This is a genomic window from Micromonospora inaquosa (genome assembly GCF_003857055.1).
In the GTDB taxonomy this organism is placed as follows: domain Bacteria; phylum Actinomycetota; class Actinomycetes; order Mycobacteriales; family Micromonosporaceae; genus Micromonospora; species Micromonospora inaquosa.
Genome location: NZ_QGSZ01000148.1, coordinates 33,892 through 57,469 on the forward strand (window position 1 = coordinate 33,892; position 23,578 = coordinate 57,469).

The window sequence follows — 23,578 nt, forward strand, 5'->3', positions numbered from 1 at the left end:
GAAGTTGAGTCTCCCAGGCTCAACTCATCACCTTCGGCCAGGAGACCCGAGGAGGCATGACCATGTTGATGCGTACCGACCCGTTCCGCGAGATCGACCGGCTCGCCGAGCAGTTCTTCGGTACGGCGGCCCGCCCCGCGACGATGCACCTTGACGCCTACCGCGACGGCGACCACTTCTACGCGGCGTTCGACCTGCCCGGCGTCGACCCGGACAGCATCGACTGCACCGTCGAACGCAACGTGCTCACCGTCCGCGCCGAGCGTCGCCGACCCGCCGGCGACGGTGTCGAGCTGGTCGCCGCCGAACGCCCGATGGGCACCTTCACCCGGCAACTGTTCCTCGGCGACACACTGGACACCGACAAGCTGGAGGCCGGCTACGAGAACGGGGTGCTGACCCTGCGCATCCCGGTCGCCGAGCGCGCCAAGCCCCGCCGGGTGACCATCCAGGCCAACGGCGCCGCCCGCCGAGAGATCAACGCCTGATCCGCCACGGTGACGGGTGGGACCGGCGCGCCTGCACGCCGATCCCACCCGAGGCTGAGAGTCTTTTTCACATGGTGTTCTCCGACGCTCCGGTGCTCGCCCGTCCGCCCGCGCCACCGGCGCTGCCGAGCGGGCCGGTCGAGGTCACCGAAGCGTGGCTGCGTAACCGGCGGTTGTCCGAGCACACCCGCGACGCCTACCGGCGTGACGTCACCGGCTGGCTCCGCTGGTGCGCCGACCGCGACCTCGACCCGCTGCGGGCCACGTTCCTGCACGTCAACGAGTACGCCCGCGCCATGGAGAACAGCGTCGGCGCCCGCAGCGGCCGCCCGCTGACCCCGGCGACCGTCGCGCGCCGACTCTCGGCGCTGTCCAGTTGGTACGACTTCCTCGTCAAACTGGGCGCGGTGCCGGCCAACCCGGTCTCCGGCGCCGACCGACCCCGCGTCGACCGGGACCACTCCGCCACCGTCGGGCTCACCCCCGAGGAGGTGGACGCCCTGCTCAGAGCCGCCGACGCGGACACCGGCGCGACCGCTGTACGCAACCGGGCGGTGCTCGCGCTCCTCGCCGATCTGGGTCTGCGGGTCGGGGAACTGATCTCGCTGGACCTGACCGACCTCGGCACCGAACGCGGCCACCGAAGCGTGCGCTTCGTCGGCAAGGGCGGCAAACAACGCCGCCGCGCCCTCACCCCCGGCACCGGGCACGCCCTGGACGCCTACCTGGCCCACCGGGCCGCCGCCAGCGGCGTGCCGGTGCCGCAACTGACCGGCCCGCTGCTGGTCACCGCCAGCGGTGCCCGGCTGGACCGACACTCGGTGTTCCGGATGGTGCGACGACTCGCCCGCGCCGCCGGCATCCCGGCCTGGGCGAAGCTGTCCCCACACTCACTGCGACACGCCTTCGCCACCACCGCGCGCTCGGAAGGCGTGCCGCTGGAGGACGTGCAGGACGCCATGGGGCACGCCGACCCGCGCACCACCCGCCGCTACGACCGGGACCGGCACAACCTCGACCGCGACCCGGCCTACGCGGTGTGGGCGGCCCGGTCGCGCCGTCGCGGCTGAGCGGCGGAAGCCGCCTCAGCCCTGCGGTCGGGGACAGATGCAGAACGGCTGCCCGATCGGGTCGAGAAGCACCACCCACCGCTCACCACCGGGCTGGAAGGCCGGCTTCGACGCGCCTGCGGCGACGAACTTCTCCTCCGCCGCCGCCAGGTCGTCGACGTAAAGGTCCAGGTGGTAGCGCTTGCCGCCGGTCTCGTCCGGCCAGGCGGGCGGCCGGTAACCATCGACCAGGCCGAAGCCGATGGAGACGCCACCGGAGCTGATCATCGCGTACTCGGGTTGGCTGTGGGTGACCTCCCAGCCCAGCGCCTCGTGGTAGAACGCGGCGTGGCCGGCGGGATCGGAACTGTCGAGGTTGACCATCGCGAGGTCGGCAGAAATCGTCACGCCGGCAGTATCGCGCCGGGGCCCGACAACTACGGCGCCTCCGCGGCGTCACGGGGCCGATCAGCAGAGCAGATCCAGGTGATGGTGGGCGTCCTCGGCGATCTCCTCGTGCCGCAGCCAACGGCGCGCCCACAGCCGGGCGGCCAACTCCGCCTGCTCGTCCCCCCACGCGGCGTGCTCGACGAGCAACGCGGTGGTCAGCGCGTACGCCAGGCGCAACGCCAGACCACGGGCGCCCGCGAGCACCGCCGACGCACCCGGGTCGACGGTCACCGCGGTGATGGTCTCCCTCAGCTGCGCGGCGGCGGTGGCCAGGGTGTCGGCCAGCGTCGGCGACAGCGGCCGAGCCAGGTCGACGGCGGCGGCGAGCCGGCTCAGCAGCGGGGCTCCGGCGTCCTCCCGGGTCAGGGCGCGCAGCACGTCCAGGGCCAGCACGTTGGTGGTGCCCTCCCAGATCGGCAGCACCTGGGCGTCACGCAGCAGCCGGGGCACGCCGGTGTCCTCCACGTAGCCGGCCCCGCCGAAGCTCTCCACGTACTCGCTGGCGGAGCTGACGGCGAGCCGGCCGGTGGCCAGCTTCGCCAACGGCGCCACGATGCGCAGCTCCGCCGCCGCCTCCGGGTCGGCGCCGACCTCCACCTGCCCCAGCAGGGCAAACGCGTGCCCGGCGAGGGCGAACGCGCCCGCCGCGTCGACCGCGAGGGTGCCCAGGGTGGCCCGGTGCAGGGGTGAGGAGACCAGTGGGCCGCCAGCGACGTGCCGCACCTCGGCGTACGCGCGGGCGTAGTCGAGACCCCGTCGCATCCCGCCGGCCGCCGCCGCCGCGTTGTGCACCCGGGTCACCACCACCAGGGTCATCGCCCGAACCAGACCGGGCACCGCCGGGTCACCCAGCGGGAGGGCGTACGCGTCGCGCAGACCGATCTCGGCGGTGGGCAGCGCCCGGGTGCCGAGCTTGTCCTTGAGCCGGTGCACTGTGACACCCGGTGCGGGTGCGCCCGGCGCCGCGCCGTCGGCCAGCGGTGAGTCGACCGCGTACCGGGGAACGAGGAACGGGGCGAGCACCCGGCTACCGCGCCCGGCGCCCTCCGGTCGGGCCAGCGCCACCGCCATCGCCGCGTCGGCGGCGGAGCAGAACCACTTCTCCCCGGTCAGCCGCCACGACCCGTCCGCCGCGGGTCGACCGAGCGTGCCGGAGCGACCCAGGTCGGAGCCGCCCTGCGACTCGGTCATCCACTGCCCGCTGGTGATCGCCGCGGCCGGGTCGGTGGAGATCAGCCGGGGCAGCCACGCGTCACGGACGGTGGCGTCGACGTCGGGCATGCTGAGCAGCGCCGCCGCCCCGTCGGCCATCGCCACCGGGCAGGAGAACGTCGCCGACTCCGGCCCGTACAGGTGCAGCAGGGCGTGTTGCACGACCCGCGCGGCGGCACCCCAGGTGCCCCGGGCGTCCGGCAGGTAGGGCAGCGCGACCACGGCGTGTCGGGCGGCGGCGGCGCGCTGCGCCTGCCAACCGGCGGACGTGTCGATGCGGTCGATCCGGGCACCCCACGGGTCGTAGCGGACCAGCGTCGGCGGGTGCGCCTCCGCGTCGGCGTGCGCCGCGCGCAGCGGCCCGGTGACGTCGGCGGCCAGGTCCGCGAGGCGGCCCTTCGCGGCGGCGTGGCCGGCCGGGCCGAGGTGACGCTCCAGCCAGGAGCGCAGCAGGCCGTCGCCGGCGTACGGGTCGGCGGGGGGTGGTACCGGCTGCACGAAGCGGCTCATCGATCGGCTCCCTGGCGCTGCTCGGGGGTGTGCGCCGACGGTAGACGATGCGCCGCCGCCGCGAACAGGCCCTCGGGCGCACCCAGTTTTCCGCTTGTCCTACCTCACCGCGACGACGTTCTCTACGGTCGGTAGTCGTGGGTGCCGGCCAGTCGTGGAGCCGACCGGCCCGGCGGCACCGCCCGATGCGCACCGGGCTGGCCTTCGCCGGGTTCGGCATGGCGCTGTGCTGCGTCGGGGTGGCCGGGTTGGGCGCCTGGAACCTGCAGACCGTCCGGCAGGCCGCCGGCCCGATCCGGGAGACCGCCGACGGTTTCCTCAGCGAGGTGGCCCTCGGCGACAGCGACCGGGCGTACGAGCGGCTCTGCGCGGACGCGCGCAGCCGGTGGAGCGCGATCGGCTTCACCAGTTGGGTGCGGACGCCGCCGATGGTCACCGACTACGAGATCACCGACGTGTCGGTCGCCACCCGCAGCGGGCGACCGCAGGGAACGGTGACCGTGAAGGTGACCCGCGACGGTGGGCTCACCGAGGAACGTCGCCTGCCGGTGGTCCGTGAGGACGGAAGCTGGCGGGTGTGCGGTGACCCCTTCTGAGCCCTCGGTCGTTCGGCCGAGGCGGCCGTGGTTGCTGCGCGAGCGTCGGGGGGTGGAGCAGACCACGTCGATGGAGCTCTTCTTCGACCTGGTCTTCATCTTCACCACGACCCAGTTGGCGCACTACCTGATCGCGCACCCGGACTGGCGTGGTGTCGCACGTACCGCGCTCCTACTGGCGCTGGTCTGGTTCGTGTGGGTTTACACCGCTTGGGCGACGAACTGGCTGCGACCCGACCAGGCGCCGGTGCGGGCAATGCTGATCGCGCTGATGCTGGGCAGCCTGCTGCTCTCGGCGGCGATCCCCGAGGCGTTCACCGACGGCGGGCTGATCATCGCGCTGGTCTACGCGGGCATGCAGGTGGGTCGGGTCCTGTTCTCGTTGTGGGCGGTGCAGGGCCAGCCGTGGCTGGTCGACGGGTTTCAGAAGGCACTGCCATGGTTCGCGGGGACGTCGTTGCTCGTGGTGCTCGGCGGGGTGATCGGCGGAACATTCCAGGAGGCGCTGTGGGCGGCGGCGATCGTGGTCGAGGTGATCGGACTGTCGAGCGGCTACCCGGTGCCCGGTCTGGGCCGTAGCCGCGCCGAGCGGTGGATGGTGGAGGGCGGGCACCTGGCCGAGCGGTGTCAGGCGTTCATCCTCATCACCCTGGGGGAGTCGATCCTGGTCACCGGGAGCACCCTCGCGCAGCACCTGGACCTGGCGATGTCCGGCGCGTTCGTGCTGGCGTTCGCCGGTTCGGTGGCGCTGTGGTGGGTGTACTTCGCCCGAGCGGCCCCGGCGGCGGCAAAGGTCATCACGGACGCCGGCGAGCGCACCGGCGCCCTGGGCCGGCTGGCGTTCAACTACCTGCACCCGGTGATGGTCGCCGGCATCATCGTCACCGCGGCGGGCGACGAGCAGGTGCTGCGCCAACCCGGCGCCCCCGCCACCACGACCGCGGCGCTGTTCACCCTGGGCGGCCCGGCACTGTTCCTCGCCGGGCACGCCGCCTACAAGGCGGTGCTGTGGCGGACCCTGCCGACCAGCCGGATCACGGCGGTGGCGATCCTGCTGGCGCTGATACCGGTCGTGGTGGGGCTGAGGGCGCCCGTCGCGGTGTCCGCCGCGTCGGCGTTGACGGTGACGGTCGCCGTGATCCTGACCGACCAGTTCCGGGTACGCGCCGCCGCCCGGCAGCCGTCCTGACGGCCCGGTCGATCAGGTCGACTCTCAGACAACGGCCGATCGCGTGTCCGCGTGGGGCGGGCCGCTCAGTCGCGGGGGCCGAGGTCGCCGCTGCGGTAGTGCCGACGGCAGAGCACCTGGTAGCGCACCTCGGCGGTGTCGACGGTGTCGCCGATGACGACCTGGGCGCCCTCGCGGACGACCCGACCGTCGACGACCCGGGCGTTGAGCAGCCCCTCGCGCCCGCACCAGCAGAGCACCTCGACCTGGATGCGGGCCACCTCGTCGGCCAGCTCGAACAGGCGTTGCGCGGCGGGGAACAGCCGCGACCGGAAGTCGGTGGCCAGGCCGAACGCGAAGACGTCGACGTCGTAGCTGTCGACCAGTTCGGCCATCTGCTCGACGTGCTCGACGGTGTAGAAGCACGCCTCGTCGCAGATCAGGTAGTCGACACGTACCCCGTCGGCCCACCGGCCGCGCACCAGGGCCCGCAGGTCCAGGTCGTCGGTGACCTCGATGGCCTCGTGGGCCAGGCCGATGCGGGTGGTGACCTGCGGGCCCAGCGACCTGTCGATGCGGGTGGTGACCAACCCGCGCCGGCCCTGCCGGGCGTGGTTGTAGTTCATCTGCAACGCCATGGTGGACTTGCCGCAGTCCATCGGCCCCCAGAAGAACTTCAACGCCGCCGCGTGCACCGGCCGCCCGTCGAGCCCGCGCGCGGCGGCGCAGCCGGCCGGAGCGTGTGGCTGGCCGGGGAACGGGTGGGCCAGGCAGGTCGGTGCGGTGGCGGCGTCGTCGGTCACGGTCGGGCAGCCTAGCTGATCGACCGCCCCTGATCTGTCGGGCGCGGGACGCGTGCTCAGAGCACCCGGGGTGGTGTGTTGCCCGCGGCCACGATGGCACGGCGGATCGGCACGGCGGCGAGGAGCAGGAAACCGACGACGAAGAAGATCAGCAGTGAGACCAGGCCCACCCGGTAGGAGGAGGTGAGCTGGAACACCAGGCCGAAGGCGAGCGGCCCGAGCCAGCTGGTGCCCTTGTCGCTGATCTCGTAGAAGCCGTAGTACTCGCCTTCCTTGCCGGCCGGGATGAGCTGGCTGAACAGCGACCGGCTCAGCGCCTGGCTGCCGCCGAGGACCAGGCCGATGGCCGCGCCGAGGACCATGAACGGCAGCGGCGCCTCGGCGGGAAGCCGGAACGCGGCGATGATCACACCGGTCCAGAGCACCAGGCTGAGCAGCACGGTCTTCCAGGCGCCGATGCGCTTGGCCAGCGCGCCCAGGCTCAACGCGCCGCCGAAGGCGAGGAACTGCACCAGCAGGATCGTGATGATCAGGGTGCTCTGCTCCAGGCGTAGCTCCTCGGTACCGTACTGGCTGGCCAGGGTGATGACGGTCTGGATGCCGTCGTTGTAGACCAGGAACGCCAGCAGGAAGTACAGCGTCAACGGGTACGCCTTGACCTCGCGCATGGTGCGGGCGAGTTGCCGGAACCCGTCGGTGAGCACGTTGCCGCCGCTGGCCAGGGCGGCGACGCTGGGGCGCTCGCGCAGCCAGCGCAGCGGCACCAGGGTGAACAACGCCCACCACACGCCGGCGGACACGATCGACCAGCGGGCCAGGTCCAGGGTGCGTTGCGGGTTGTCGCCCTCGTCGAGCAGGGTGATCGCGACGAGGTTGAGGGCCAGCAGCAGACCGCCGCCGAGGTAGCCCAGCGCCCAGCCGCGACTGGAGATGCCGTCGCGTTCGTCGGGGCCGCCGAGCTGCGGCAGGAACGAGTTGTAGACCACGATCGCGGCGCCGAAGGAGATGTTGGCGACCAGGAAGAGCGCCCCGCCGAGCAGGTAGCGGTCGCCGGTGACGAAGGCCATCGCGATGGTGGCGCCGGCGCCGGTGAACGCGGCGGCGCCGAGCAGCCGCTTCTTGTGTGCCGACCGGTCGGCGATCGCCCCGATGACCGGCAGCACGAACACGGTGAGGAACACCGACAGCGAGATCAGGTACGGGTAGTAGGACCCGGCGGCAATCTTGATGCCCAGTGGGTAGACGGAGCCGTCGCAGGAGTCCGCGCCCAGTTCGCAGCCGGCCGCCAACTCGGCGACGGTGGTCAGGAACGGGCCGAGGAACACGGTGATCACGGTGGTCTGGAACGCGGAGTTGGCCCAGTCGTAGATGTACCAGCCCCTGCGCTCCCGGCGGGTGCTCGCCGGAGGCAGGGTGTCGTCCACCGTGGGGGTCACGGTCTCGGCCATCGGGGGTCCTTCGGTCCTTCAGGCGGCCCAGTGGCCGCGGCTGCGGTAGACGTCGCGCAGCACGCCGACGTGATCGGTCATGATGCCATCCACGCCACGATCCAGTAACTCGTGCATCTGGGCTGGTTCGTCGATCGTCCAGACGTGCACCTGCAAGCCGATGCGGTGGCAGTAGTCGAGGAACCGGCGGTCCACCACCGGCACTCGCCCGTAGCGCGGCGGCACCTGCGCGGCGACCACCGACGGCGGCAGCCGCAGCGGGCGTCCGTGCAGGGAGGCCAACCGCAGCCGGGCAACGCCGCGCATGCCCAGGCTGGTGGCGACCCGTCCCTCGGTGAGCGCCCGCATCCGGGTCAGCCGGGCGTCGCTGAACGAGGCGAGCAGCACCCGGTCGCCGGCGCCGGCCCGGCTCACCGTCGCGACCGTCGGCTCGACGCCGCCGTCGGCCTTCACGTCGATGTTGAAGCGGACCTGCGGCCACGCCCCCAACACCTCGTCGAGCCGGGGTACGACGGCGGCGCCGCCGACGCGTACCGAGGCGAGATCCGTCCAGCTCATCTCGGCGATGCGCCCCGCCTCACCGGTGACCCGGCGCAGCGTCGGGTCGTGGAAGATCACCGTCACGCCGTCGGAGGTGGCGTGCACGTCGGTCTCCACGTACCGGTAGCCCAGCCCGATGGCCCGGGCGAACGCCTCGGTGGTGTTCTCGTCGCCCTCGGCCGCGCCGCCACGGTGGGCGAACGCCAGCGGCGCGGGTGCGTCGAGGTAGCCGAATCGGGTCAACACGCGACGCAGTATGCCGGTGCTTGGTGGCCGGCGGGTGGCCGGCGGGCGTCTGTCGCCCGCTCGCGCCGCCGCCCCGCCTGGTGATCGTCTCGGATTCCTGAAAGTCGCGGTGTCCGCGGCGCGGGCATGCCCCGGTTCGCAGGAAACCGAGTCGATCTTCCTGCCTGTCTCAGCCACCGACGACGAGGAGCACCACTGCGATGAGAACGAGCGGGCGGCGCGACACGTGATCATTGTCCCCGTCGCCGGTACGGCTCAGGTGCCCGGGCACCTGAGCCGTACCGGTCAGCCCTCCAGGAGCCGGATTGTCTCGTCCCAGAGAAGGTCCGCGTTCTTGTCATCGAGGGCGTACGGGAGCACGCCGCTCCTGCCGTCGGTCGGTTCGGCGATGACCTGGGCCTCGTTGCCGTCCTCGAAGTAGCGGCCGGTCACACCCTCGACCTCGGGGCCGGCGGCCAGCAGGACCGACGTGGCCGCGCCCTGCTGGGGGGTCTTCCAGCCCGGCGGTACCCCCAGGCGGTTGCCCTGCTCGTCGAGCGCGCCGACCCAGCGCAACTGCGCGTCGTCGAGGTGCCGTTGCAGGTTGGTCATGATGCCGCCGGGGTGCAGGGCGTTGGCGGTGATGCCATCGGCGGCCCACCTTTTGGCCAGGGCGACGGTGAACAGGATGGTGGCGGTCTTCGACTGGCCGTAGGCCGACCACGCCTCGTAGGGCCGGGCGGTGAAGTGGATGTCGTCGAAGACGACCGGGGACTGCTGGTGGGCCGAGGAGCTGACGACGACGACCCGGGCGCCGTGGGCGGCGGCGAGTGCGTCGTGCAGACCCAGAGTCAGCGCGGCGTGACCGAGGTGGTTGATCGCGAACTGCGCCTCCCAGCCCTCGGCGGTCCTGGTCAACTCCGGTAGGGCCATGACGCCGGCGTTGTTGACCAGGATGTGCAGCGGGCCGGTCCAACCGGTCACGAAGGCGTCGATGGAGGTGCGGTCGGCCAGGTCGAGGTGGTCGACCCGGACCTTGCCGGGCGCTCCGCCGGCTGTGATGTCGGTGGCGGCGCGCTCACCGGCGGCGGTGTCGCGGACGGCCAACGTCACCTCGGCGCCGGCGTCGGCGAGGGCCCGGGCGGTTTCCAAGCCGATCCCGGACGCGCCGCCGGTGACCACAGCCCGCTGGCCGCTGAGGTCGATGCCGGCGATCACCTCGGCGGCGGTCGACCGAGCAGAGTAAGGGGTGATGATTCGTGACATTTCGGAACTCCTTGGGTGCGGAAAATCGTCGTTGCGCGGGGAACGGTGCCTCAGTGGTGGAGCAGCCGCAGTGCGCGGCGGATCCGGTCGCGGAACTCGTCCCTGGAGGTCGAGGTCGACTTCCAGGTAAGCGCGGCGGAGAAGAGCAGGTCCATGACGTCGTCCGCGGTCCGCTCGTGGTCGAGCAGCTCGCCCGGAGCGGTGGCGTCGATGTGGGTGCGCAGTGTCGCCTGAGCCCGCACCTGATAGTCGTGGAACATCGAGCCCAGTTGAGGCTCGCTGTTCTCCAGCAGCTCGTTGAGGTCGCGGGCCATCTGTGTGTCGATGTAGGGGCCCATCAACGCGTCCAGCCCCGCCACCACCCGCTCGTCGAAGCTCGTCGAGTGGTCGGCGAGACACGCCTCCATGGCCTGCTGGGCGCGCTCCATGACGCCCTGCATGGTGGCCCGGTACAGCTGCTCCTTGTTCGGGAACATCAGATACAGGCCGGGCCGGGAGATGCCGGCCGCCTTGGCGACCGCCTCCATTGACGTCTTCTGGAAGCCGTAACGCCCGAAAACCGTGACCGCCGCCGTGAGGACGGCGGCACGCTTCGGGTCCTGGGTGACCATGTCAACGGTACTCACGCTAGACAGCTTAGACAGATTTCCAGAATTCGTCTAACTCGTCTAGCCAGGAAGGTCAGCCGGGGTCACGGCGGTGGGTACGGCTGAGGTCGGTGGGGCGGCCGGGGTCGACGTGTCGCGGCAGGTCCGGCTCGTCGGGGCGCAGCGGCGCGAGGGTGTCGGTGAGCGCGTCGATGATCCGGTCGGTGGCCCGGCGGGCAGCGCCGGGGCTTGCGGCTGTTGCCTCACCCAGGTCGACGGGCGCGCCGAAGTGCACCCGGATCACCGGCCGCCGCCACAGGGAGCGGCCGACGCCGCGCAGCATTCCGCGGGGCGTCTGGTAGGGCAGCACCTCGTGCGAGCCCCACTGGGCGACCGGGACGACCGGGGCGCCGCAGGCCAGGGCGAGGCGGGCGGCGCCGGTCTTGCCGCGTTCGGGCCACAGGCCGGGGTCCAGGCCGATGCGCCCCTCGGGGTAGATGAGGATCACCGAGCCGCGGGCGACGGCCGTGGCGGCGTCGTCGAGGGCCTGGTGCACGGCGCTGGTGCCCCGGTCGACCCGGATGTGTCCGGCGTGGCGCATGGCGGCGCCGAACAGCGGGACGCGGAACAGTCCGGCGGTCGCCATGATCCGCGGGGCGATGCCGCGGGTCTGACAGGCGGCGGCCATGACCACCGGGTCGAACGGGCTGATGTGGTTGGCGGCCAGCACCAGCGGGCCGCGCCGCAGGTGCGCCGGGACGTCGCCGGTGACCTCGAGGCGGGCGAGCAGGCCGACCAGGCCCCGGGCCAGCAGGAGGGCGGCGCGCCAGATCAGGGGCGGCTGCCAGGTGGAGGTGTTCATCAGCGCGCCATCGTCGCACGCGGTGGAGGGGCCGCGAGGGCGGGTCGGGTGATCAGGGTCATTGGTCCCGGGAGGGTGCGGGCCACCCAACCTTCTACGACGGGCAGTAGTATTTACTACGTCGCGTAGTACGGATGGTTGGGGGTTGTCAGGTGGACGCTTTGGACGTTGCCCGTTGGCAGTTCGGTGTCACCACCGTCTACCACTTCCTCTTCGTGCCGCTGACCATCGGCCTGTCCGTGCTGGTAGCCATCCTGCAGACGATGTGGCACCGCACCGGCAACGAGCGCTACCTCAAGCTCACCAAGTTCTACGGCAAGCTGTTCCTGATCAACTTTGCCATGGGCGTGGTCACCGGCATCGTGCAGGAGTTCCAGTTCGGCATGAACTGGAGCGACTACTCCCGCTTCGTCGGCGACATCTTCGGCGCGCCACTGGCCATCGAGGCGCTTGTCGCGTTCTTCCTCGAATCCACCTTCATCGGCCTGTGGATCTTCGGCTGGGACCGGCTGCCCAAGCGGGCGCACCTGGCCAGCATCTGGGCCGCCGCGATCGGCACCAACCTGTCCGCGTACTTCATCCTCGCGGCCAACTCGTTCATGCAGAACCCGGTCGGCTACCGGATCAACCCCGACAGCGGACGCGCCGAGCTGACCGACTTCCCCGCCGTGCTGACCAACAAGGTCGCCCTGATCACCTTCCCCCACACCCTGGCCGGCTCATTCCTGGTCGCCGGGTCGCTGATCGTCGCGGTGGGCCTGTGGCACGTCATCCGCAACCGCGACTCCGCCGACACCGGCGCGTACCGCTTCGCCACGAAGTTCGGCTCCTGGGTGGTCCTGATCGCCTCCGCCGCGGTGCTGTTCACCGGCGACATCCAGGGCAAGATCATGACGGACGTGCAGCCGATGAAGATGGCCGCCGCCGAGGGCCTCTACACCACCGAGAGCCCCGCCTCGTTCTCCGTGCTCACCATCGGCAGCCTGGACGGCAGCCGCGAGGTGTTCGCCCTCAAGATCCCGTACCTGCTGTCGTACCTGGGCACCGGTGACCCCAACGGCACTGTGCACGGCATCGACGACCTGCAGGCCCAGTACGCCACCCAGTACGGCGCGGGCAGCTACACCCCGATCATCCCGGTCACCTACTGGAGCTTCCGCTTCATGATCGCCTTCGGGTTGGCGGCTGGCGCGATCGCCCTGCTGGTGCTCTGGACCCAGCGCAAGGGCCGCACGCCGAGCAGCAAGTGGCTGCTGCGCGCCGGGCTGGCCATGCCGGTGCTGCCGCTGTTGGCCAACTCCTTCGGCTGGATCTTCACCGAGATGGGTCGCCAGCCGTGGATCGTCTTCGGCGAGATGCTCACCCGAAACGGTGTCTCCCGCAGCGTCTCGCTGGCCGAGGTGCTCACCTCCTTCACCGCGTTCACCCTGATCTACGCCACACTCGCCGTGATCGAGGTCAAGCTGCTGCTGCGCTACGCCAAGGCCGGCGTGCCGGACGTCAGCGAGCAACCCCCCACCGACGACGCCGACGACGCCGAGCGTCCGCTCGCCTTCGCCTACTGATCACCGGAGCCTGCCGTGGACCTCACCACCATCTGGTTTCTCCTCATCGCCGTGCTCTTCACCGGGTACTTCATCCTGGAGGGCTTCGACTTCGGCGTCGGCATGTTGCTGCCCGTGCTCGGCCGCGACGACCGGGAACGCCGTGTCCTGATCAACACCATCGGCCCGGTCTGGGACGGCAACGAGGTCTGGCTGATCACCGCCGGTGGCGCCATGTTCGCCGCCTTCCCCGAGTGGTACGCCACCCTCTTCTCCGGCTTCTACCTGCCGCTGCTGCTGATCCTGCTGGCCCTGATCGCCCGGGGAGTCGCCTTCGAATACCGGCACAAGCGTCCCGAGGCGTCCTGGAAGCGCCGGTGGGACACGGCGATCATCATCGGTTCGCTGCTGCCGGCGATCCTGTGGGGCGTCGCCTTCGCCAACATCCTGCGCGGCGTGCCCCTGGACGCCGACCACGAGTACGTCGGCGGCCTGCTGGACCTGCTCAACCCGTACGCCCTGCTGGGTGGCGCGACCACCCTCGCGCTGTTCCTCACCCACGGTGCGGTGTTCCTCGCCCTGAAGACCACCGGCGACATCCGCGAGCGCGCGGGCGCCCTCGCGGTGCGCCTGGGCGCGGGCGCGGCCGTCCTCGCTGTCGCATTCCTGACCTGGACGCTGGACATCCGCTCCAGCGCGGCCGCCGTCGTGCTCGCCGTCGGCGCGGCCCTCGCCCTGCTCGGTGCTGTCGCCGCCGCCCGGGTACGCCGCGAGGGCTGGGCGTTCACCGGCACCGCCGTGGCGATCGGTCTGGCCGTGGCGACCCTGTTCGCGGCGTTGTTCCCGAACGTGCTGCCCTCCACCCTGGACGCGGCCGGCACGCTGACGGCCACCAACGCCGCGTCCACCCCGTACACCCTGAAGATCATGACCTGGGTGGCGGTGATCTTCACTCCGGTCGTGCTGGCCTACCAGGGGTGGACGTACTGGGTGTTCCGCAAGCGCATCGGCGTGGCCAACATTCCGCAGCACTGACCGACGGGTGCTCCGAAGCGGTGCGCCCTCCCAGCCGGAGAGCGACGGTCGGTACCCCGGCGGTAAATCGGCTGTCGGTGCGGACCCCCCGTCGCTACGGTGTGCCGATGCCCGCCACTGTGCACGTACGTGAACTCACCGCCGACGACCTCGACGCCGCCTGGGAGCTGGGCCGGTTCGCGTTCGGCTCCGACGCGCAGCGCCCGGCGTCCGCGTCCGCGCCGGTGCCCGGGCTGACCCGTTACGGCGCGTTCGACGACGCCGGTCGGCTCGTCGGCAAGGCTGTCGACCTGCACCACGACCAGTGGTGGTCCGGGCGGGCGGTGCCGGCCGCCGATGTGGGCGGGGTGGCGGTCGCCCCCGAGGCCCGTGGTCGTGGCGTGGCGCGGGCCCTGCTCACCGCGCTGCTGCGCGGTGCCCGCGACCGTCAGGCGGCGATCAGCGCGCTCTATCCGACCGTCTCCGCCCCGTACCGGGCCTGCGGGTGGGAGGCCGCCGGGGTGCTGCGCACCGTCGATCTGGCCACCGCCGCGTTGCCCCGGCACCGGCCCGCGTCGCACCTCACCGTCCGGGCCGGCACCGTGGCCGACCTGCCGGCCGTCGGCGCCCTGTACGAGCGGGTCACCCGGCACCGCAACGGCCTGCTGACCCGCCGGGGTGAGCTGTTCGACGCCGCCGACCGCGGCCTGCCCGGCGACGGCGTCACCCTGGTGGAGGCCGACGGCGAGCTGGTCGGTTACGCCACCTGGCAGCGGGGCCGCGGCTACGGGGCCGATTCGGTGCTCACCGTCGACGAGGCCCTGGCCGTCACCGCCGAGGCCGCCCGGGAACTCGTCGGGGTGCTCGGCAGTTGGGCCAGCGTCGCGCCGACCCTGCGGCTGTGCCCGCTCGACGGGGACGCGGTCAGCGTCCATCTGCCGTTGGAGTCGGCCCGCGAGCACGAGCGGGACCTGTGGATGCACCGGCCGGTGGATGTGGCGCGGGCGGTCAGCGCACGGGGGTGGCCCGCCCACGCCCGGGGTGCCGTCGACTTCCACCTCACCGACCCGCTCGCCGACTGGAACAATGGCACGTGGCGGTTGGCGGTCGCCGACGGCGCCGCCGAGCTGACCCGCGTCGGCGGCGAGGCGGACCTGCGGTTGGACGTTCGCGGTTTCGCGCTGCTCTACGCCGGGGCCGCGTTGGCCCGGTCGGTCGCGCAGGCCGGCCTGCTGCACCACAGCCCGGGTGTCGACCCGGGCGCGCTCGACCTCCTGGCCTCCGGCGGGCCTGCGCAGTTGCTCGACTACTTCTGACCGGCGGCCGATGGTTTCCTCCTTTGAAGTGGGAACTGCGCGGCGGCAGCGGACAGATACAGGTGTGACAGCCGAGATGCGGGCCCGGATCCGGGCCGGAGACTCCGATGCGTTGGGTGAGCTCTTCGACCAGCACGCCGACGCCGTTCATCGGCATGCGCTGTGGAGCGGAAGCGATCCGGCGCACGCCGAGGACGTGGTGTCGCTGACCTTCCTCGAGGCGTGGCGAATCCGCGAATCCCTGCGCTCGGACGGGGACAGTCTGCGGCCGTGGCTGCTCGGGATCGCGACCAACGTCCTGCGCAATCGCCGGCGGGCGGCACGCCGGCACCGGGAGGCGTTGCGGCGGCTGCCGGTACGCGACACCGTCCCGGACTTCGCCGACGCGGTGGTCGACCGGATGCACGACGCCGCCCAGGTGGCCGCCGCCCTGGCGGGACTGAGGGCGTTGCGCCGCGCCGACCGGGAGGTGTTCCTGCTCTGCGTGTGGTCGCAACTCGACTACGCGGCGGCGGCCGAGGCGCTGGGCGTACCCGTCGGGACCGTGCGTTCCCGACTGTCGCGGGCCCGGACCCGGCTGCGAGCGCTGGCGCAGCAGGAGTTGGCCGGCAACCGGATGATCACCGTCGAGCAGGGAGAGTACCGATGAGAGAGCACATCGCCCCGCCCGTGCCGGCCCTGCCGGCGATGCGCCGACAGGCACTGCGGCATCATCTGTTGACCGAGGTCCGGCGGCCGTCGCGGCGGCAACGACGGATGCGGGTGCTCGCGCCGGTGGCGGGCGTGCTGACCGTCGCGGTCGCGGCCGGGATGATCGCCCAGCCGTGGTCGCCGGACAGCGCGCCACTGATCGTCCCGGTCGAGCAGGGGGAACGCGTCGGGGCGTCACTGCTGCTGAACCGGATGGCCGCGGTGGCCACCGACAAGGCGGGGCCACCGTCCGGCGAGGGCGGGTACGTCTACATCAGGAGCCGGGGTGCCTTCGCCGAGCTCGGTGACGGCCCGGCCCGGCTGCGACCGGTGCACGAGCGGGAGATCTGGATCCCCCGAGACGAGCGGGGTGACGGCCTGCTGCAGCAGCCGTTCTTCCACGCTCCGATCGTCGGTGTGATCCCGCAGCGCGAGACGCTCACGGACGTGACGCCGAACGCGGCGCTGGTCGACCTGCCCGAGGATCCGGACGCCCTGCTGGCGAAGCTGTACCGGGAACGCCAGCAGCGGGGCCGGGGCAACAGTCGCGACGGCGCGGCGTTCACCGCGATCGGCGACATTCTGCGCGAGTCGTTGGTGCCGCCGGACACGAGCGCCGCGCTCTACCGGGCGGCGGCGAAGATCCCCGGGGTCGAGGTGGTGCGCGGGGTCGCCGACGCGGCCGGGCGGCGGGGGATAGCCGTCGCGCACACCGAGCGGAGCCGCCGCGACGAGTGGATCTTCGATGAGCAGACCTTCGACTACCTCGGTGAGCGCAGCTATCTCGTGGCGGACACCGTCGACGGCCCGGCCGGGACGGTGCTGGGCACGACCGCGGTGCTGCAACGGGCGGTGGTCTCTGAGCTCGGGCAGCGCCCGGAGCGGTAGGTGGTCCGGGGGCCGGCCCCAGGCTCCGTGTCCTGGACGCCGGCCGCCCGGTGGTGGCGTTCAGTCAGGCCGCTATCGCCGCCAGCTCGGCGTTCGCGCGTTGGGTGACGATGGTGAGCACCCGCGCTGCCGTGCTGGCCTCGTCGGTGGGGATCTCCGCGTACAGCCGGGCGCCGAGGTCGGCGACGGCGGCGACGACGCTGCGCTGCGTGGCGCGACCGGTGTCGGTGAGCGCCAGCCGTGGCTCGTCGCCGCCGGTCGCGGTGGACGCGCCGTCGACCTGCGCGAGGCCGGCGTCGACGAGTTGGTCGACCACCTGGCGCACGGCCGACTCGTCGACCTTGAGTGTGCTGGTGACCCGGTGCGTGAGGTGGGCGGGGTCCACCGGGCCGTTGGCAAGGACGTTGAGGGCGAGCACCTGGTTGAACGTGACGCCGAGGGGAGCGACGGCCCGTTCGAGCAGGGCCCGCGTGGCGTAGTGGGCCTGGCCGATGACCTGACCGTTGAGGGTGGGGACAGTGGACATGACGCCTCCTTCAATACGTTGGCCGGACCAACGTTGGTTGAGCCAACGTAACATCTGATCGTGGGTCGCGCCAACGATTCCTGGTAGGCTGCGCCCATGGATCACACGGCCCCGCAGTCACCCGCCGGGCTCAGCACCACCCCCAGCTGGCTGCTCAACCAGACCGCCAGCCACGCCGCCCGCCTACTCAGCGAGGGCTTCGCCGCGCACGACCTGCGCGGCTACCACTACCGGCTGCTCGCCACCCTGGCCGAGGACGGGCCGGCGAGCCAGGCCGACCTCGGCCGGCGCTGCGGCATCGACCGCAGCGACGTGGTGGCCGCCATCAACGACCTGGCCGGTCGAGGGCTCGTGGTGCGTGCCCCCGACCCGGCCGATCGCCGCCGCAACGTCATCAGCATCACCGACGCCGGCACCGACGAGGCGCGCCGGATGGCCGCGACAGTCGAGCGCGCGCAAGCCGACCTGCTCGCCCCACTGTCCGGCACCGAGCGCGAACAGCTGACCCGACTGCTCACCCGCCTGCTGCACCACCACAGCCGGCACTGACCCGCCTCAGCGGGCCTCGCGCAGCTCCGCCAGCCGGGCCTCGATCTCGGCCAGCTCGGCGCGCAGCTTCTCGGCCTGCTGCTCCGCCTCAGCCCGCTCGGTGCCGAGGATCTGCTCCACCGCCTCCTGCACCCCCGGCACGTCGACCAACGCCACCATCTTCAACGCCTCCGCCGGCTTCACCACGTACGGCTTCGCGAGGGCCTTGCTGCCCTGCTGCGCGGCGACGGTCCACTCACCGTCGGCGTACGCCAGGGTCACGGTGAGACCCGCGGGCCCCTTCGGCTTGACGGCCTTGACCGCCCGCCGCGCCGGCGGCTTCTCCGTCTGTTCCACCTTCGGCTCCTCCTGTCGCTGCGCGGGCACCCGCGGCGTGTCCAACACGAACTCCGGCGCGGCCACCGCGGGCGGCGCCTCCGGCTCGGGCTCCGACTTCGGCTCCACCACCCGACGGCCGGCACCCTTGGGCGCCACCGCCAGGTCGGCGGGGGAGAACGGCAACTCGTCGCGGCCGAAGCGCACCACCACGAACTCGTCGGACACCTCCGGGTCGGTCAGCTCGATCACCTGACCGACCTGACCGGCGATCTGCCCCGCCGCCGCGGTGAACACCACCCGCGGCTTGCGCCCGGCCGCCAACGCCTCCCGGATGCTCTGCACCTCGCTAGTGGACAAACCCTGGCCGGCATCCATCACAACCCTCTTCCGTACACCTGTTTGATTGCTGTCTTGATACCAGCCGGCTGCGACACCCGCCGCACGGGGTTCACACCCGCTCAGCCGCCCAGCGCCCGCAGCGCCCGGTCCGCGTGATCGTTCATGCTCACCTCACTGTGGATCACCTCGATGACCCGCCGGTCGGCGCCGATCACGAACGTCATCCGCTTCATGCTCAACGGCCCCAACGGCACCCGCCGCTTGACCCCGAACTGCTGCGCCACCGCGCCGTCCACGTCCGACAGCAGCGGATAGTCGAAGCCGTGCAGCTTCGAGAACTCGGCCTGCTTCGCCACCGGATCCCGGCTGATGCCCACCCGCGACGCGCCCAACGCCGTGAACTCCGCCGCGAGGTCGCGGAAGTGGCAGCTCTCCGCGGTGCACCCCCGCGTCATCGCCGCCGGGTAGAAGAACAGCACCACCGGCCCGGCCGCCAGGAACTCCGACAGTCGCCGCGGCGTGCCCGTCTCATCCGGCAGCTCGAAATCCTGCACCACGTCGCCGACACCGACACCCGCCACCGCGCACCTCCATCGCCGGATCGACCGCTGCCCGATCGACCGCGCGGTGAGCGTAAGCGATCACGCCCAGAGCGCCGTCACCTCGTCGGCCCGGGTTCCCCCGGCCCGCGGTCACCCCGCCACCGCCGAGCACCAACGCCCGCCGCATGTGACTCTCCTCTCGACGACCGGCCCGCGCCGGTCGCGGTAGCGTCGGCGCAGTCCTTGCGCAGACACTGGGAGGCACCGTGGCACCCGTCACCGTCATCACCGGCGGCGGCCGGGGCATCGGCGCGGCCACCGCCCGCCGGCTCGCCACCGCCGGCCATCACGTCGCCCTGTGTTACCGCCGCGACGAGGCCGCCGCCACCGCCGTCCTGGCCGACCTGCGGGCCGCCGGAGCACAGGCCATCGCGGTACGCGCCGACACCACCGACCCCGAGCAGGTGCGCGCCCTGTTCGACGCGGCCGCCGAGCTCGGCCCGCTCACCGGCCTGGTCAACAACGCCGGCGTCACCAGCCTCATCGGGCCCTTCACCGAGCTGCGCGTCGAGGACCTGCGCCGCGTCGTCGACGTCAACCTCGTCGGCTACGTCCTCTGCGCCCAGCAGGCCGCCCGGCGGCTCACCGACGGTGGGGCGATCGTCAACGTCTCGTCGGCGGCGGCGACCCTCGGCAGCCCGGGGGAGTACGTGCACTACGCCGCCGTGAAGGCCGCCACCGACACCCTCACCGTCGGCCTGGCCAAGGAACTCGCCCCGAAGGGCATCCGGGTCAACGCGGTCGCCCCCGGCATCGTGCGCACCGACATCCACGCCGACTCCGGGGTGCCCGACCGCGCCGACTCGGCCGTCGCTCGGATCCCGCTGGGCCGCGCCGGCGAACCCGACGAGATCGCCGCGGCCATCGCCTGGCTGCTCGGCCCGGACGCCTCGTACGCCACCGGGACCGTGCTGCGCGTCTCCGGCGGTCTCTGAGCGTGCTGCGGGGTGCCGTCGCGCGGCACCCCGCACGCACCTCAGTGGGTGAACAGCTTCGCCGCGGTCACGACGGTCTGCGCGACCCCGTAGCCGAGCAGCGCCGCCACCACCAACCAGGAGATCCACAACCGGGCCTGCTGCCCGGGCCGGCTGTCCTCACTCATCGCGTGCCACTCCTCTGCGCCGTCGTGTCGTCGTCTCGTTCCGCGCTCTGTTCCGGGTGCTGCTCCGGTGGTTCGTGGTAGCGCTGCGGCACCGGCCGCACCAGCAGGTTCGCCGCGAAGCCCACGGCCAACACCGCCACCATCGTGAACAGCGCCGGGCGGTACGCCGCGGCCGTCAGCGAACCCGGCTCGCCCTGCGCGTCGAGGAACCCGTTGACGATCAGCGGACCCGCGATCCCCGCCGCCGACCAGGCGGTCAGCAGCCGACCGTGGATCGCACCGACCTGGAAGGTGCCGAACAGGTCCCGCAGGTACGCCGGCGCGGTCGCGAACCCACCGCCGTAGAACGACAGGATCACGCAGGCCAACAGCACGAACAGCGCCGTCGAGGTCTGCCCGACGAACGCCAGCAACGCGTACAGCACCATGCCGACACCCAGGTACACCAGGTAGATCGGTTTGCGGCCGATGACGTCCGAGGTGGACGACCACGCGAACCGGCCGGCCATGTTGAACAGCGACAGCAGACCCACGAACCCGCCGGCCGCCGCGACGGTCACCGTCGAGGTGCCGTTGTCGCGGAAGAAGTCCTGGATCATCGGGCTGGCCTGTTCCAGGATGCCGATGCCCGCTGTCACGTTGCAGAACAGCACCACCCACAGCAGCCAGAACGAGCGGGTCTTCACCGCGTTCGCCGCCGACACGTTCGCCGTGGTGACCAGCGGCTTCGCCGCCACACTCGCCGGGTCGAAGCCGGGCGGACGCCAGCCCTGCGCCGGCACCCGCACGTTCGCCACCCCGAACATCATGATCACGAAGTAGCCCAGGCCGAGCGTCACGAACAGCCATACCAGGGCGCTGCCCGACGCCGTCGAACCCGCGTTGGCCGGGTCGTAGCCGGCGTCGTAGAACGACAACAGTTGCCGCGACAGGGGAGAGGCGACCATCGCCCCGCCACCGAACCCCATGATCGCCAGCCCCGTGGCCAGCCCTGGCCGGTCCGGGAACCACTTGATCAGGGTGGACACGGGGGAGATGTAGCCGATGCCCAGCCCGATGCCGCCGAGCAGCCCGTAGCCCAGATACAGCAGCCACAGTTGCTTCGTGGCGATGCCCAGCGAGCCCACCAGGAAACCCGCCGCCCAGAAACAGGCCGAGACGAACATGGCCTTGCGCGGCCCGTTCGCCTCCACCCAGGTCCCGGCGACCGCGGCGGACAACCCGAGCATCACGATCGCGATGCTGAAGATCACCCCGATCGCCGTCTGGCTGGTGTCGAAGTGGGCGATCAGGGAGTTCTTGTAGACGCTGGTGGCGTAGACCTGACCGATACAGAGGTGGATGGCCAACGCCGCCGGCGGGATGAGCCACCGGCTGTAGCCGGGCGGCGCGACGGTGTGCCGACGATCGAGTGCGGAAAGCATGCGCTGCTTCCTCTCCGACGAGGACGAGAAACGTCGCCCCCAACGTGCCCAGATCAGTCGTAAACGGCAAACCTCACCGTCGCCGGACGGTCGCTCCGCTGAGCTGAGCGGTCAGTCAGCCCCGGAATCGACTCCGCTTCCTGAAAGTCGCGGTGTCCCACCGGGCCGGACACCGCGACATACCGGAAAACCGAGTCGATCACGCAGCGTGCGCTCTACCGCACGGCCGGGGTGTGCCAGCCGCCGGCCAGCGCGTCGCCGTCCGCCGGACCCCAACTGCCCTTCTCGTACGTCTGCACCGCCGTCGGCAGATCCAGGATCGGCTCGACGATGCGCCACTCCTGCTCGATCGTCTCGGCCCGCGCGAAGCGCAGGTGCTGCCCGTCCATCGCGTCGTCGAGCAGCCGCTCGTACGCCTCCTGGCGGCGACCGAAAGCCGCCCCGAAGTCGACGGACAGGTCCACCGGCCGGCTCGCCACCTCGGCGCCCGGGCTCTTCGCCTGGATCGACATGGTGATGCCGTCACCGCGCCCCAGGCGGAAACGCAACAGGTTCGCGACCCCCGCCGTGCCCCGCTCGGCCGGAATCAACGCGCGCTGCGGCTGCTTGAACTCGACCACGACCTCCGTGGCCGTCCCCGGCAGGGACTTGCCGGTGCGCAGGTAGAACGGCACCCCCGCCCAGCGGGGGGAGTCGACAGTCAACCGGGTCGCCACGAACGTCTCCGTGTTCGAATCCGCCGCCACGCCCGGCTCGTCGCGGTAGCCGGCGTACTGCCCCCGGACCGTGGACTCCGGCGACAGCGGCGCGATCTGCCGCAGCACCGCGGCCTCCGCCTCCCGGAACGCCACGGTGTCCTCGCTGGCCGGCGCTTCCATCGCGATGAGCGCGACGACCTGCAGGATGTGGTTCTGCAGCACGTCGCGGGTCGCGCCCACCGTGTCGTAGAAGCCGGCCCGGCCCTGCGTGCCGAAAGCCTCGGCGAGGGTCACCTGGATGTTGTCGATGTGCTCGTTGTTCCACAACGGCTCGAACAGCCGGTTGGCGAACCGGAAGGCGTAGAGACCCTCGACGGCTTCCTTGCCCAGGTAGTGGTCGATGCGGAACACCCGCTCCGGTGCGAAGGCCGCGCCCAGCGTGCGATCCAGCTCGCGGGAGGACTGCAGGTCACGCCCGAACGGCTTCTCCACGATCACCCGACCCCGGTCGGCCAGACCCACGGCCGCCAGACCCTCGACGACGGCGCCGAACACCGCCGGAGGGATCGCCAGGTAGAAGACCGGCCGCTCGGCGTCGCGCAGCCGCTCAGCCAGCCGCTGGTACGTCACCGGGTCCGCGTAGTTGCCAGAGATCATCGAAAGGTTGTCCGCCAGCCGATCGAAGGTCTCGTCGTCGATCTCGTCATTGGCCTCGGTGACGGACTTGCGGGCCATGGTGACCAGCTGCTGATCATCCCAGGGGGAGCGGGCCACGCCGATCACCGGGACGTCGAGGCGGTCGCGCCGGGTCAACTCGTACAGCGCCGGGAACAGCTTCTTCGAGACGAGATCTCCCGTGACGCCGAACAGCACTACCGCGTCTGAGCGCATGCGCATGGCACTTCCATTCGATCATGTGCTTCTGATCTTCCGAACGGACAACCGCACGACCCGCTCCGGGAATTCCCCAGCGAGCGGCACACGTGAGGTCGGTGACAACGCTGTCTCGACACGCCCTTATGTTAAGGAAGGTTTACAGTACAGGCCGGGCGCCGGTAGCCTGCGAGTCTAATCGACGAAGGTCGATCATGACGAGGCCTGGAGGTACAGTGCGTCGCCGACACACCACCGCACGGCTGCTGGCCATAGCCGCACTCGCGCTACCAGTAATCCTGCCCGCCGCGCCCGCCGCCGCCACGGCACCCACCACACCAGCCCGACAGCTCAGCGACGTCATCCCCGCACCCGTCGAAACCCGACCCGACACGCACAACACCTTCCGCATCACCCCCCTGACCGTCATCCGCACCACCCCCGGCTCAACCGCAGCCTGGAACATCGGCCACCAACTCGCCACCACACTG

At 71.6% G+C, this 23,578-nt stretch carries 25 protein-coding genes and 1 pseudogene; 12 read left to right on the plus strand and 14 right to left on the minus strand.

All coding sequences use genetic code 11. The annotated features are described in order from the left end of the window. Window positions 1-62 precede the first annotated feature (62 nt). Both DLJ59_RS06520 and DLJ59_RS06525 read left to right on the plus strand, forming a co-directional pair. Window positions 63-488: an Hsp20/alpha crystallin family protein gene (locus DLJ59_RS06520; protein WP_124771597.1), complete on the plus strand. Its 426-nt coding sequence runs from the start codon at window positions 63-65 to the stop codon at window positions 486-488. Window positions 489-559: 71 nt separating this feature from the next. Then, on the plus strand, window positions 560-1,558 hold the full coding sequence (locus DLJ59_RS06525) for a tyrosine-type recombinase/integrase (RefSeq protein ID WP_124771598.1): 999 nt from the start codon (window positions 560-562) through the stop codon (window positions 1,556-1,558). Window positions 1,559-1,573: 15 nt separating this feature from the next. Here the strand turns inward: DLJ59_RS06525 and DLJ59_RS06530 are convergent, their stop codons facing one another. Continuing rightward, the gene (locus tag DLJ59_RS06530) at window positions 1,574-1,945 is read right to left on the minus strand and encodes a VOC family protein (protein WP_124771599.1); all 372 of its coding nucleotides are present in this window, start codon (window positions 1,943-1,945) and stop codon (window positions 1,574-1,576) included. Between the two features lie 60 nt (window positions 1,946-2,005). Further along, window positions 2,006-3,709, minus strand: coding sequence for an acyl-CoA dehydrogenase family protein (locus DLJ59_RS06535; RefSeq protein WP_124771600.1), 1,704 nt, complete (start codon window positions 3,707-3,709; stop codon window positions 2,006-2,008). A gap of 137 nt (window positions 3,710-3,846) precedes the next feature. Between DLJ59_RS06535 and DLJ59_RS06540 the strand changes: the two genes are divergently transcribed. Next, window positions 3,847-4,305, plus strand: a complete 459-nt coding sequence (locus DLJ59_RS06540) for an Rv0361 family membrane protein (protein ID WP_425271395.1) — start codon at window positions 3,847-3,849, stop codon at window positions 4,303-4,305. Window positions 4,306-4,357: 52 nt separating this feature from the next. Continuing rightward, entirely contained in the window at window positions 4,358-5,494 is a 1,137-nt protein-coding gene (locus DLJ59_RS06545) for a low temperature requirement protein A (protein WP_124771601.1), read from the plus strand. 65 nt (window positions 5,495-5,559) lie between these two features. Here the strand turns inward: DLJ59_RS06545 and DLJ59_RS06550 are convergent, their stop codons facing one another. From DLJ59_RS06550 to DLJ59_RS06575, 6 genes are all read right to left on the minus strand, one after another. Beyond that, a complete protein-coding gene (locus DLJ59_RS06550; RefSeq protein ID WP_112586966.1) occupies window positions 5,560-6,276 on the minus strand; it encodes a thymidine kinase in 717 nt (238 codons plus the stop codon). A 56-nt stretch (window positions 6,277-6,332) separates the two neighbouring features. Further along, window positions 6,333-7,724 (minus strand): MFS transporter, encoded by a 1,392-nt coding sequence (locus DLJ59_RS06555; protein ID WP_124771602.1) that lies wholly within the window; start codon window positions 7,722-7,724, stop codon window positions 6,333-6,335. Window positions 7,725-7,742: 18 nt separating this feature from the next. Then, complete coding sequence (locus DLJ59_RS06560; protein ID WP_124771603.1) at window positions 7,743-8,510, minus strand: glycerophosphodiester phosphodiesterase family protein; 768 nt, start codon at window positions 8,508-8,510, stop codon at window positions 7,743-7,745. Window positions 8,511-8,795: 285 nt separating this feature from the next. After that, window positions 8,796-9,755 carry an SDR family NAD(P)-dependent oxidoreductase gene (locus tag DLJ59_RS06565; protein ID WP_124771604.1) on the minus strand — a complete coding sequence of 320 codons (960 nt, stop codon included), beginning with the start codon at window positions 9,753-9,755 and terminating at the stop codon, window positions 8,796-8,798. A gap of 50 nt (window positions 9,756-9,805) precedes the next feature. Beyond that, a complete protein-coding gene (locus DLJ59_RS06570; protein WP_124771605.1) occupies window positions 9,806-10,381 on the minus strand; it encodes a TetR/AcrR family transcriptional regulator in 576 nt (191 codons plus the stop codon). A gap of 55 nt (window positions 10,382-10,436) precedes the next feature. After that, window positions 10,437-11,204, minus strand: coding sequence for a lysophospholipid acyltransferase family protein (locus tag DLJ59_RS06575; protein ID WP_124771606.1), 768 nt, complete (start codon window positions 11,202-11,204; stop codon window positions 10,437-10,439). A gap of 152 nt (window positions 11,205-11,356) precedes the next feature. Between DLJ59_RS06575 and DLJ59_RS06580 the strand changes: the two genes are divergently transcribed. The 5 genes from DLJ59_RS06580 (at window position 11,357) to DLJ59_RS06600 (ending at window position 16,656) form a co-directional block, all read left to right on the plus strand. Continuing rightward, window positions 11,357-12,769 (plus strand): cytochrome ubiquinol oxidase subunit I, encoded by a 1,413-nt coding sequence (locus DLJ59_RS06580; protein ID WP_167493824.1) that lies wholly within the window; start codon window positions 11,357-11,359, stop codon window positions 12,767-12,769. A gap of 15 nt (window positions 12,770-12,784) precedes the next feature. Further along, window positions 12,785-13,783, plus strand: a complete 999-nt coding sequence (gene cydB, locus DLJ59_RS06585) for a cytochrome d ubiquinol oxidase subunit II (protein ID WP_124771608.1) — start codon at window positions 12,785-12,787, stop codon at window positions 13,781-13,783. A 107-nt stretch (window positions 13,784-13,890) separates the two neighbouring features. Next, a complete protein-coding gene (locus DLJ59_RS06590; protein WP_208648571.1) occupies window positions 13,891-15,078 on the plus strand; it encodes a GNAT family N-acetyltransferase in 1,188 nt (395 codons plus the stop codon). 64 nt (window positions 15,079-15,142) lie between these two features. Further along, window positions 15,143-15,727, plus strand: coding sequence for an RNA polymerase sigma factor (locus DLJ59_RS06595; protein WP_244235861.1), 585 nt, complete (start codon window positions 15,143-15,145; stop codon window positions 15,725-15,727). Further along, window positions 15,724-16,656 carry a CU044_5270 family protein gene (locus DLJ59_RS06600; protein ID WP_124771609.1) on the plus strand — a complete coding sequence of 311 codons (933 nt, stop codon included), beginning with the start codon at window positions 15,724-15,726 and terminating at the stop codon, window positions 16,654-16,656. The genes DLJ59_RS06595 and DLJ59_RS06600 overlap by 4 nt, the downstream gene beginning before the upstream one ends. A gap of 64 nt (window positions 16,657-16,720) precedes the next feature. Here the strand turns inward: DLJ59_RS06600 and DLJ59_RS06605 are convergent, their stop codons facing one another. Further along, window positions 16,721-17,182, minus strand: a complete 462-nt coding sequence (locus DLJ59_RS06605) for a MarR family winged helix-turn-helix transcriptional regulator (RefSeq protein WP_124771610.1) — start codon at window positions 17,180-17,182, stop codon at window positions 16,721-16,723. A gap of 96 nt (window positions 17,183-17,278) precedes the next feature. On the opposite strand from DLJ59_RS06605, the gene DLJ59_RS06610 reads away from it, so the two are divergent. Then, a complete protein-coding gene (locus DLJ59_RS06610; RefSeq protein WP_124771611.1) occupies window positions 17,279-17,731 on the plus strand; it encodes a MarR family winged helix-turn-helix transcriptional regulator in 453 nt (150 codons plus the stop codon). Between the two features lie 6 nt (window positions 17,732-17,737). Here the strand turns inward: DLJ59_RS06610 and DLJ59_RS06615 are convergent, their stop codons facing one another. Further along, the gene (locus tag DLJ59_RS06615) at window positions 17,738-18,424 is read right to left on the minus strand and encodes a hypothetical protein (RefSeq protein WP_124771612.1); all 687 of its coding nucleotides are present in this window, start codon (window positions 18,422-18,424) and stop codon (window positions 17,738-17,740) included. Window positions 18,425-18,507: 83 nt separating this feature from the next. Beyond that, window positions 18,508-18,969 (minus strand): peroxiredoxin, encoded by a 462-nt coding sequence (locus DLJ59_RS06620; RefSeq protein ID WP_167493825.1) that lies wholly within the window; start codon window positions 18,967-18,969, stop codon window positions 18,508-18,510. Between the two features lie 227 nt (window positions 18,970-19,196). Here DLJ59_RS06620 and DLJ59_RS06625 point away from each other — a divergent pair, with 227 nt between their 5' ends. Then, complete coding sequence (locus DLJ59_RS06625; protein ID WP_124771614.1) at window positions 19,197-19,925, plus strand: SDR family NAD(P)-dependent oxidoreductase; 729 nt, start codon at window positions 19,197-19,199, stop codon at window positions 19,923-19,925. A gap of 41 nt (window positions 19,926-19,966) precedes the next feature. On the opposite strand, the gene DLJ59_RS37860 is transcribed toward DLJ59_RS06625, so the two are convergent. The 3 genes from DLJ59_RS37860 to zwf all read right to left on the minus strand — a co-directional run bounded on the left by DLJ59_RS37860 (window position 19,967) and on the right by zwf (window position 23,111). Beyond that, on the minus strand, window positions 19,967-20,092 hold the full coding sequence (locus tag DLJ59_RS37860) for an MFS transporter small subunit (RefSeq protein ID WP_256442137.1): 126 nt from the start codon (window positions 20,090-20,092) through the stop codon (window positions 19,967-19,969). Beyond that, complete coding sequence (locus DLJ59_RS06630) at window positions 20,089-21,516, minus strand: OFA family MFS transporter (RefSeq protein ID WP_124771615.1); 1,428 nt, start codon at window positions 21,514-21,516, stop codon at window positions 20,089-20,091. Before DLJ59_RS06630 ends, DLJ59_RS37860 begins: the two co-directional genes overlap by 4 nt. Before the next feature lie 215 nt (window positions 21,517-21,731). Next, a complete protein-coding gene (gene zwf / locus DLJ59_RS06635) occupies window positions 21,732-23,111 on the minus strand; it encodes a glucose-6-phosphate dehydrogenase (protein ID WP_124771616.1) in 1,380 nt (459 codons plus the stop codon). 191 nt (window positions 23,112-23,302) lie between these two features. On the opposite strand from zwf, the pseudogene DLJ59_RS06640 reads away from it, so the two are divergent. After that, a pseudogene (locus DLJ59_RS06640) lies at window positions 23,303-23,578 on the plus strand (hypothetical protein); the annotation flags it as partial.